We start from the raw sequence: 9,341 nt of genomic DNA, 5'->3' as shown, positions 1-9,341 counted from the left end.
CGGTTTGTTTTAGGCTTTTATTTTTCCCCGTCTCTTTTTCCCTGTGTCTTGGTCCTGGGCTAAGCATAGGGTTCATTGGGATAATACAACACCACCTAAAACAGGAAACCATCGAGAAACTACCGAAGGTAACACTGGCGTGAAGGCATACAGAGAACACAACCACGCCCTGGAAACCCACACCCACGGGAAACAAAAACAGAAACAAAATTCGGGACCCAACCCCGCACATGGGTTTGGACACGAAACCAGGGCCCACACCGGCCCATTCTCCGACCAGCACTCCCCTAAACGTGCCCACCCCGGCTTAGGGGTAAGCCCCGTGTACGGGTCCGCTCCCTCCCGGGCCTAACCCGGTTCGCCGGGTTCCGCAGACGATCAGCCCTACGGCTGGCCATCTGCGGCGTGGGCACCCTAGGGGACTGGTCTTCATCGAGGTGCCGGTGCTCCCTGGCTCCGTGTCCAAACCCATGTGCGGGTTTCGGCCTCCGAACCCATCGGCCTGGGTGTTACCCAGGGGAGAGCTGGGTGTGCTCTCCAGGCCCGGTCCCGGCTTAATTAACTGTGTTTTGGAAATAAATTTTTCTAAATTGTGGTGGGCAGTAGGTTTATTTGCATGTTATATGCTAATTACTCAATGGGTAATACTGCTGTTGAAGGTTTTGTTAGGTCGTTGATTGGTGGTGCGGTTGGGGATGAGGTTATTAAGGAGGTTGTTAGGATTGGTTATGCCGTGGTTTCCGTGGTTATCTACGGCGTTGCATCAATGATGAGGGGTGGTAATGGTATTAGGCTCTCGATTGTGGTTTCATTATCCAAGGTTTTTAGGGCTGGTTTCATGAGGGATGTTTTTGAGGCGTTGATTGCGTCTCAGGGTGATGGTGATGATGCCGTTGATGCCGCGGGTATTGTTGCGGAGACCTTCCTGCTGAAGACGCTTTATGGTAATGAGGAGAGTTTGTCGAGGCCCTCCTTCCTTAATCCCATAGAGGTTAATCATGATGTGTATATGGCTGTTTATGAGGATGTTAGGGACTATGTTATGGGCTTTGAGGATAGGAATAACCTCGCCTTTGGGCTTCTTGGTAATGTGCTCTCCATACTACTGACGGTCATTATGCTCCTGTTAATTATAGGTATGTGCCAGGGCGTGAGGAGTAGGGGTTACCCAGACGGTGTTAGGGACTTCCTGAACTATGCATTGACGCAGAACACCCACATGGCACTCTCCGAAATGCTGAGCACATCACCTTAGGATCTTCATTATCCGTTGTCGGCTAAATGCTTTAATTCTTTAGTTGTTCATGTTTTCCGTGGTTGATGACGTCCTTGAGGCTAGGGATTACATTGCCCAATTGATAAATAAGGGTTGGTTTAGGCATGCGGTTGGCGAGCGCGGTGTTAAGCATATAATAACGCTGCTGAGGTTCGTGGACACCCACTACAGGGCGTGCTCAGTTAATGTTGACTTGGACTTCTTAATTAACTTACTCGATGAGTACTACAACACCGAGGGTAGGGTTAGGTACTTCATTAGGGAGTTGGTTAGGGTTGAGGGTGTTGATGAGTTGGCTAAGAGGTTGATGGGTACTTACCCCATGCTACCACCCGATGTGAGGGATTTTGTGGATAATGTATTGAAATCATTACCCTCAGATGCGAAGCCAAGCGATATGGTTGAGCTGATCATGAGGGAATTAACGAAGGAGCTTGAGGATTTTAGGGAGAGGCTTGTGTCCCTTGTTAATACCGCTAAATCACAGTGCCCTAACCAAGCTTATAACCAAACCTCCTAACCAACTCCCTACGCTCCCTAATGTCCGCATCGCCCTCAACACCAAGTGGTGAGTGACCATCAACGACCCCTACAACACCCCTACGCTCAGGCGCTATCTCAGCCACAATGACCGAGAGAGGGTTTGCGGTGGCTGCGTGTATGTTAACCACCTCGACAACATGCTTTAGGGCGTTGAGCACGTTTATTGGCCATGCATTCCTTAGGTAAATAACGAACGTGTGCCCAGCACCGATCCTCCTACACAAATCAATGGCTAACCTCCTCAGCTCCTCATCATTACCCTCATGCCTAACCAACCTCTTGCCCGAGGCCTCGCAAAACGCGAGCCCAAATTTTATGCCTGGCACTGAGTTTACGAGGGCTTCGTACACGTCCTCGAGGGTTTTTATGAAGTGGCTGTGGCCTATGATTACGTTCGTACCCTCGGGTATTGGTACGTCTATTACCTCGAACTTAATACCCTGAGACATTGTGATTAGACACAGGCTGGTCCTTTAAGCATTACCATCACGCTACATAATTGTTAGGCTCAGTAAAATTATCCATGGAGCCCCTTAATCACGTAGGTTAAGGTTTCGAGCATCTCCCTAGGTGTGTAACCCTTCTTGGTCCTCCTCAACCTGAGCCTATTCTCGCCATACACTATCCTTATGCTCTTACCCGTGATTTTTATCGTCACGGTCTTCATAAGGTCGACATACGGCTCATATATGAGCTCCTTACCGTTATACACATATCTACCGAGGAATGTGTAGTAATTGGTGTCTGTGATCTTTATAACCCTACTTATTATTGGTGAAAAGGCAAAGAGTAGTTTCTCGAACTTCTCATCATCGAGTTTCACGTATTTATGATCCCTAATCATCACGGAAAACCTGGTACCGCTGACAGCTTGAATTACAAATAGGCCCTTAGGACCAGTTATACTGAGCGAGCGTATTCCATGGCCCTTCGTGAATGACATCAAGCCGGTGAGGATAGCCATGTTATCTAGCCTCTAGCGGTGTTCCATCGGCAGGGCATTTATAGAAGGTCTTCTTTGCGCATGTTGGGCAGTAGATTGCGTGGCATTTCGGGCACACGTAATAATCATCGTACCTATAAATCCTTTTACCGCACCTCCAGCATCTGCCAAGCATTAATGTCTTAGGTACGTACACAACCCGTCTTGAAGTCAAGGTGCTTTTAAAGTCTTACGCTAATACTGGCAAAGCAATAGTAATCCCGCGGAGACAGGATGGCGTAAACCCAACCTGCCACTATACCTTATTCGACTACCTCTAAGGAGAATCGTGCCTATGGCCTAAGGACCTTGTGCTGCGTTTACCCACCTCACCCAACTCTAGGGGATTGGATTCGTCGTCACCATAAGCATGAGTACCAGTGTTAATGGCACAGGCACCATAAACTTAACCGATGGATTTAGTGTTAGGTCGCTGAGTAGTGATGATAGGATGGCGAGGGATAGGCTTATTATGTACGCTGTGATCATTAATGGAGCCAATACCGTATTCATGCTTGGTATCACGAGGCCCACCAATGAGTATTGGGCGTTTTCAATTACTGAGCTGAGCATTGAAACCACGAACCTGCTTACATACGAAATTCCGGCAAATATGAATGGCAATGAGTAATTGAGTATCTGCAGCGACCTTGCGTTATAATTAATGCCCATTAACAGGGCTTTTACATCCAGGAATACCCTAACTAGTTTGTCTAATGCCTTAGATGGTGAACCAAGGCTCGATATTTCCCTCAGAATCCCGATCGCGTACTTCATCACCCATGAACCGTCTATGTTATAATTATTAAACTGGGTGGCTTTGCGTAGGTAATTAATCAAGAGGCTTGGGTATTGATTACCTAAAACCCTCTCTAGTGCCGCTCCCATGCTCACACCTGCCTTAACCATCTCTGAGACGTCGCGCATTAGGTCGGGTAATGATAATATGGAGTTTTTCATCTCATCAACGCCTCTCGTCACTAGGACGGAGAATAGTACGGGGGGTAGCGCAAGCGCTATCATTCCGTAGACCCCATAGTACAGCATCAATAACACGCTGATTATTACAGAGACTCCCAGCACCACGGTCATCCACCTGTCGTGTTTAATGCTGATTCGTATTATGTACGGTATTGATGCGTAAACCCTCAGTATTAGTGCTGGTATCACGAGGGCTATGGAGGGCAATATGTACATCAATGCCCCACTCACGCCCAACACAGTCACTATTATCATGAAAAGCACCATTATCACTATCGATGACGTAACCGCAAGAACAGCATCTATTATCTGCCTCGATAAGGCCGATAACCTACTGCTGAGCATTGATAGGTATGTGCCCTCAACATTACTAACGTAATTAACAACATCACCGCTATAACTCCACACGGACACGTAACCATTAATGAACCTCTGAAACTCGAGGCTTGGGTGAACCCTAGCCCTCAACTGCATAGCCTTCGTTATCGAGTTTGTGGTTAGAGCGTACCTGTTAATTATCGACCACTCCCTGCTAATCCACCTAAGACCAACTTTACCGCTTATCTCGAAGGCATGTGTTATGTTGCCACCAACATCGTGAACCACGTCCAGGAGAACCGTGAAAAACGGCAACTCCCACTCAACATTGCTCCTAACCGTATCTACAGAGTACTCAGCCCAAATTATAGTTAGCGAAATCGGTAATGCCGGAGCCACCGCAAGAATTGCTGTTAGGAGTAATGATTTCGTTAATACATACGCCACCGCCGGCATTACTAGTAAGGCATACGTAATTCCCTCCACGTACTTGGATATGGCATTTGTATCCCACGAGTAACCACCAGCCACAGCCTTATTATTCAGGTATTCCCTGAGCAATTGCCCCAACGTCTTCACATAACTATATGCCTCAATACGAGTTAAAAGGCACTCACGTTATTAACTCTCTAAGTGCCCTAACGATTAGTTGATTGATGTTAATTTCCGCGTACTTGGTGGGTATTGTGTTTGTGCAAGTTATTGATGAGACCCCTGCCTCGAACATCCTCGAATCAGCCTCATTAAGCAATAGGCAGTGCGTTGCCATTGCATGAACTCCTACGGCCCCCATGCTCTTTAGGATCTTTGTTGCCTCGATTATGGTTCCTCCAGTGGCTATTATGTCATCTATTATGAATACTTCCTTACCGGCAACATCGAGCTCCCTAGGTTTCATGGTAACCTCACCAGTTATTCTATCACGGAACTTCTCGAGATAGCTATATTGAATGCCTACGTATTCGCTGACCTTCCGAACCCTCCATAAGGAGCCAAGGTCCGGACTCAGCAGCACAACGTTCTTTGAGCCCCTCAGCCTCTCCGCGTATAACTCGAAGGGTTCCACATTCACGCAATTAACACCTGAAACCCTAAACGCCTCCGGTTTATGCACGTCCACGGTGATCACCGAGGAAACTCTTAGTGACGATAGGAGCGTCAACACTGTTGATAGGCTAACTGGCTCGCCGTCCCTGAACCTCCTGTCCTGCCTTGAGTATGGTAGGTATGGCAGGACAACGTGTATCTCCTTAATACCTGCGTCACGGGCTGCATCCACAGCCAGCATCGTCTGGAATAACCTAGTGTCTTGGTTTGGGTATGCCCTTTGTACGAGGATTAGGCCGTCATACGTCGTTATGTCGATGGGGTACCTGATGTATGACTCACCATCTGGGAACTGCTTACTCTCAAGAATCACATGAGCAAAACCTAGCGAGCTTGCTATCTCATTACCCACGTCTGAGGACCACTGAAATGATGCCACTAAATGCCTCGCCATACATGGTAAGTCATCACTGCCTATTTTAAAGAATTATTTATGGATCATCAGGTGGGGAAACCTCATACAGCCTCCTGCCCCTCGAGGTCTTTGGCGCCAACCAATCAATGAGTCTCTTTGGGTCGTTAGTCTCAACAATGAATGTTATTGGTCCAAGTGGGCTCTCATTCTTCTCGGTAACGAAGGTCAACACCCCCACATACGCGGCTTGTTTATGCAGGTGAAAGACCACTTTGTTGTCCTCAATGCCCTTCATTAGTACGGACCTCGCGCTATCTTCAATACCCTGCTCCTTAATTAGGTTGTGAACCTTAATCAATGATTTAAAGCCCTCCCCAAAGGCCACTATGTATCTCTTTCCCTCACTTTCCTCCGTCCTTAATTCATCATAGATAAACACATTACTTAACGCCCTCCTCACCTTATCCTCATCCTCTGTAGGCCTAACCTCAACCCAAACCTCAACCCTCATAGTCCCAATGTGAATAATCCAATTATTATTAAAGGTTGGTGGTCGTGGATCTTAAGCTTTAAATAAGCATGCAGAGTCTGGGTTTCGTATGAAGACGCTGTTTTTCGAGGTGTTGAATACCCTGATTAGACTTAATAACTTTGAGGTGGAGGGCGCCAGGTTGATTAGGGATGAATTGAACATAAGGGCATCACTTGATGACTTGGCTAGACAGTTTAGGAAGGAGTGGGATGATAAGTACAGCATGTTGATAAGTAAGGGTGTCTATAGGTCACTGAGGCAGTTGGCTAGGGAAACCATGATATCACTACTAAAGAAATACTCACTAAGCCTCAGCCCCACTGAGCTCGATTACTTCGGTAATGCAATATCATCACTCATCGTTGAGACGTCCGAGCTATACCCTGATGTTGTCAATGCGGTGGATAAACTATCACAGATGGGTACGCCCATGTACATACTCACGAACCTCGATAATGACATTGCTAAGAAGATACTATTGAGGAACAATCTACTGAGGTACTTTAAGGGTGTTGTTAGCTCAGACTTAACGAAGGTTGGTAAACCAGCCATCAAGATATTCCAAGCCGCACTCAATAGGGCTGGGATCGCATCAAGCGATGCCTTAATCGTGAGTGGGTTAGTTGAGGATGTAATTGGGGCTAAGTTTCTCGACCTAAAGGTTATCTTTGTTAGGAGGACATCTGATGTTCAGTTACCCGTTAAACCATTCTACGAAATAACGACACTGACACAATTACCTGAAATTCTCGAAAAGCTTGAGTAAGATTAATGCCCACCCTTAGCCCTAACGGCCTCGTGCCTCCTCTTTAGCGCCCTTTCCCTAGCCTTCTTCTTCCACTTATGGGCATGGGTCTCCCTGAGCTTCACACTCATTAATCCCCTCATCCTACGACCAGCAGGCGTTAATGCCCTAAATACTCTACCACGTTTACGCTTAATCTTAACGGCCTTAGGTAGCGCAGGTTCTGGCGGTAATACCTCACCCTTAATAACCCTATTAAGCCATTCCCTAAGCCTTTGGACATTAATATCCCAAACACTATCCCTCCTCGTGTCAACCCTAATACCCAACAACCTAGCCTCACTAACAGTTAAGCCAACAGCCTTAACCTCACCGACAGAGTAGCCCCTACCAACCCTCCACTCACTACCCAAAACACCACCACTACTAATCAGCCTCGGCTTCCTAACCAATGGGTCCGGCGGCGGAACAATCGACGGTTGTGCTGTCTGTGACATCCCACACACGTCAGCTCTGCTGGGGTTTTAAAACCTATCACTGCGAGACCCCGCATAGTGGGGCATCTCATTCTTACAGGGCGGGGGTCGATTGGTCATTCTGTGGAGTATGCCCGCACATACTCATAATCGGACCAACGGGCTCTAGCAAGACAATATTGACTATTTTATATTAACGTTACCTTCAGTAGTTTCTCTATCATTGCTTTTGGTGTGTTGTTGTGTTGGGTGTTTTGTGGTTGTTCCTCATGAGTATTGCGTGCGTCGTTAGTGCTTCCTCATTCTTGTTAAGTGCAATCCAAGCCTTAGCCCTTGTTGCATTGCTACGAACGATCTAATGAATTGTCGTGAGTGGCTTTTATTTTTGGTTGCTACTTTTTCCTGTGGATGTTGTGTAGGTCTGTGGCTGTTGAGCTTGAGGTTACTAGGGAACTCAATAAGCTACTCCACTCCATTGAGACCGCATACCTCAACATCATTCGCGAGGTCGTCGAATACGCCGTTAAGCACAATGTTACACATGCAACTCAGCTCCATGGGCTGTTCTACAGCAAGTATAGGCTGGAGTACCCAAGTCTCAACTCACAACTAATCATCCAAGCCATTAGGCAGGCAGTGCAAGTCGCCAAGTCATTCATGGAGGAGAGGAGAAAGGGCTTGGCGTATAAGCCCTATCCGGAGGTTAGGAGCGTCTCGATTAGGTTTGTTGAAACAACCTGGAATTATGAGGAGTTCGTTGGCTCTATAGCCCCGGTTAGAATTGCCATATCACTGCTCGGCGGGAGGAGGGAGGCTTGGTTGAGACCTCACAAGCGCTTCTGGCTGTTTTGGTAGAGGGTATTGAATGGAGAGGCTAAGCTGGCTAGCACGTTGATCATTAAGAGAAAGGCAAACAAGTGGTATGCAATTTTTGCCTTTGAGCTGAAGCCTAGGGTGATGAAGCCGCAGTCAATCATTTCCTTCGATATTAACGAGAACACTGTTGCCGTTGGTAAGATTAACCTACCATCCACAGCGGGCAAGGTGGCTGATTGGAATAGGCAATACTTAACACCACAGCTCTACATGATAAGGACCGACTTCGGCAAATTGGCTAGGAGGTATGGAAAGATTAGGAATGCGATTATCGAGAGACTAAAACCACACTTCATATTACCGAGCGGTAATTACGTGAATGTGACAAACACGAGGGAGTTTAGGAAGCGTGTGAGGAAGTTACGAGAAAGGGGTAGGAAGCTTGGTCGTGTCAGGCATGTGGCTAACGAACTAACAAAAACACCGGCAATAATCATAACAGAAGAGCTCGGTGAAAGGCCCCAGGATGAAATGATTTGGCGTAAACAAGGGTGAGCTTAGGCATAGGATTAAGCAAACACCATTCAAGAGCATTGAAAAGACTGTCGAAGACAAGGCACTAGAGAGGGGTTCGAAACTCGTTAGAGTCTCATCCTACAGGAACAGCAGGGTATGCCCAATTCATTTTACGAGGCTTGAGGGCACTAGTGATTGGCATACATTGCAATGCCCACTTGGGCATTACGTGCATAGGGACTACGCATCCGTGTTGAATATGACGTGGAAGACAACACCAGAGTCCTGGACCAAGGGTGTTTGGTGGAACATGAAGCGAGAAATGAACTGGAGAGAGTACGAGGACAAACACAACCCAGTCATACCACAAAATATCGTGCAATACATACACGCAGTACTAAAGACCTTCAAGGCCAGTCTAAAGCAAAGCCCCGCAGTGCTGGCCCGGGGCAAACCCATGAACCCAGCCAGAGGAGCCAATGAAGGCAGGGCGAGGAAACCTCCCAAAAAGGGAGGGGCTAGTAAGCATTCTCCCATGACCTCACAAACCCATGCCCACGGGAAACAAAGCTTAAAACGGAATATGAAACAATGTCTCGGCGCGGCCGCTGGAATTCAAACCTACGACCATATACATTAACGAAATCATTACCCCAAGCAATATTTAAAGCTTAAGATCCACGACCACCGACTT

The 9,341-nt window shown here is 47.2% G+C and carries 13 protein-coding genes; 6 read left to right on the top strand and 7 right to left on the bottom strand.

The genetic code is table 11. The features are described from left to right. The first annotated feature begins 637 nt into the window (after positions 1-637). Together B7L70_RS03785 and B7L70_RS03780 are read left to right on the top strand one after the other, a co-directional pair. Entirely contained in the window at positions 638-1,255 is a 618-nt protein-coding gene (locus B7L70_RS03785; RefSeq protein WP_238376087.1) for a hypothetical protein, read from the top strand. 58 nt (positions 1,256-1,313) lie between these two features. Beyond that, on the top strand, positions 1,314-1,796 hold the full coding sequence (locus B7L70_RS03780) for a hypothetical protein (RefSeq protein WP_081226562.1): 483 nt from the start codon (positions 1,314-1,316) through the stop codon (positions 1,794-1,796). On the opposite strand, the gene B7L70_RS03775 is transcribed toward B7L70_RS03780, so the two are convergent. The 6 genes from B7L70_RS03775 to B7L70_RS03755 all read right to left on the bottom strand — a co-directional run bounded on the left by B7L70_RS03775 (position 1,768) and on the right by B7L70_RS03755 (position 6,073). Beyond that, on the bottom strand, positions 1,768-2,268 hold the full coding sequence (locus B7L70_RS03775; RefSeq protein WP_081226561.1) for an adenosine-specific kinase: 501 nt from the start codon (positions 2,266-2,268) through the stop codon (positions 1,768-1,770). The genes B7L70_RS03780 and B7L70_RS03775 overlap by 29 nt on opposite strands. Positions 2,269-2,336: 68 nt before the next feature. Further along, the gene (locus B7L70_RS03770) at positions 2,337-2,783 is read right to left on the bottom strand and encodes a hypothetical protein (RefSeq protein WP_081226560.1); all 447 of its coding nucleotides are present in this window, start codon (positions 2,781-2,783) and stop codon (positions 2,337-2,339) included. A gap of 1 nt (position 2,784) precedes the next feature. Next, complete coding sequence (locus B7L70_RS13700; protein ID WP_202908674.1) at positions 2,785-2,958, bottom strand: hypothetical protein; 174 nt, start codon at positions 2,956-2,958, stop codon at positions 2,785-2,787. A 182-nt stretch (positions 2,959-3,140) separates the two neighbouring features. Further along, positions 3,141-4,679, bottom strand: coding sequence for a type II secretion system F family protein (locus B7L70_RS03765; protein ID WP_081226559.1), 1,539 nt, complete (start codon positions 4,677-4,679; stop codon positions 3,141-3,143). A 34-nt stretch (positions 4,680-4,713) separates the two neighbouring features. Next, positions 4,714-5,601, bottom strand: a complete 888-nt coding sequence (prs, locus tag B7L70_RS03760) for a ribose-phosphate diphosphokinase (protein WP_081226558.1) — start codon at positions 5,599-5,601, stop codon at positions 4,714-4,716. A gap of 37 nt (positions 5,602-5,638) precedes the next feature. After that, a complete protein-coding gene (locus B7L70_RS03755) occupies positions 5,639-6,073 on the bottom strand; it encodes an RNA-binding domain-containing protein (RefSeq protein WP_081226557.1) in 435 nt (144 codons plus the stop codon). An 88-nt stretch (positions 6,074-6,161) separates the two neighbouring features. On the opposite strand from B7L70_RS03755, the gene B7L70_RS03750 reads away from it, so the two are divergent. Further along, positions 6,162-6,860 carry an HAD family hydrolase gene (locus tag B7L70_RS03750; protein ID WP_081226556.1) on the top strand — a complete coding sequence of 233 codons (699 nt, stop codon included), beginning with the start codon at positions 6,162-6,164 and terminating at the stop codon, positions 6,858-6,860. 2 nt (positions 6,861-6,862) lie between these two features. Here the strand turns inward: B7L70_RS03750 and B7L70_RS03745 are convergent, their stop codons facing one another. Next, on the bottom strand, positions 6,863-7,336 hold the full coding sequence (locus tag B7L70_RS03745; protein ID WP_081226555.1) for a ribosomal protein L13e: 474 nt from the start codon (positions 7,334-7,336) through the stop codon (positions 6,863-6,865). Between the two features lie 387 nt (positions 7,337-7,723). On the opposite strand from B7L70_RS03745, the gene B7L70_RS03740 reads away from it, so the two are divergent. Genes B7L70_RS03740 through B7L70_RS03730 form a run of 3 tightly spaced genes read left to right on the top strand, consistent with a single transcriptional unit; the run spans position 7,724 to position 9,287 of the window. After that, positions 7,724-8,170, top strand: a complete 447-nt coding sequence (locus B7L70_RS03740) for a hypothetical protein (protein ID WP_081226554.1) — start codon at positions 7,724-7,726, stop codon at positions 8,168-8,170. A gap of 6 nt (positions 8,171-8,176) precedes the next feature. Then, entirely contained in the window at positions 8,177-8,686 is a 510-nt protein-coding gene (locus B7L70_RS03735) for a hypothetical protein (protein WP_081226553.1), read from the top strand. Between the two features lie 13 nt (positions 8,687-8,699). Further along, positions 8,700-9,287, top strand: coding sequence for a zinc ribbon domain-containing protein (locus B7L70_RS03730; RefSeq protein WP_081226552.1), 588 nt, complete (start codon positions 8,700-8,702; stop codon positions 9,285-9,287). Positions 9,288-9,341 lie beyond the last annotated feature (54 nt).

This window comes from Vulcanisaeta sp. EB80, from assembly GCF_002078205.2.
The sequence above is the reverse complement of the archived record's forward strand: the minus strand, read 5'-3'. Positions and strand labels throughout refer to the sequence as shown.

What these genes read in the sequence shown, in the direction of transcription:
- B7L70_RS03755 (WP_081226557.1), bottom strand. Translation starts at nt 6,073, where the DNA reads ATGAGGGTTGAGGTTTGGGTTGAGGTTAGGCCTACAGAGGATGAGGAT.
- B7L70_RS03785 (WP_238376087.1), top strand. Translation starts at nt 638, where the DNA reads ATGGGTAATACTGCTGTTGAAGGTTTTGTTAGGTCGTTGATTGGTGGT.
- B7L70_RS03750 (WP_081226556.1), top strand. Translation starts at nt 6,162, where the DNA reads ATGAAGACGCTGTTTTTCGAGGTGTTGAATACCCTGATTAGACTTAAT.
- B7L70_RS03740 (WP_081226554.1), top strand. Translation starts at nt 7,724, where the DNA reads ATGTTGTGTAGGTCTGTGGCTGTTGAGCTTGAGGTTACTAGGGAACTC.
- B7L70_RS03775 (WP_081226561.1), bottom strand. Translation starts at nt 2,268, where the DNA reads ATGTCTCAGGGTATTAAGTTCGAGGTAATAGACGTACCAATACCCGAG.
- prs (WP_081226558.1), bottom strand. Translation starts at nt 5,601, where the DNA reads ATGGCGAGGCATTTAGTGGCATCATTTCAGTGGTCCTCAGACGTGGGT.
- B7L70_RS03745 (WP_081226555.1), bottom strand. Translation starts at nt 7,336, where the DNA reads ATGTCACAGACAGCACAACCGTCGATTGTTCCGCCGCCGGACCCATTG.
- B7L70_RS03770 (WP_081226560.1), bottom strand. Translation starts at nt 2,783, where the DNA reads ATGGCTATCCTCACCGGCTTGATGTCATTCACGAAGGGCCATGGAATA.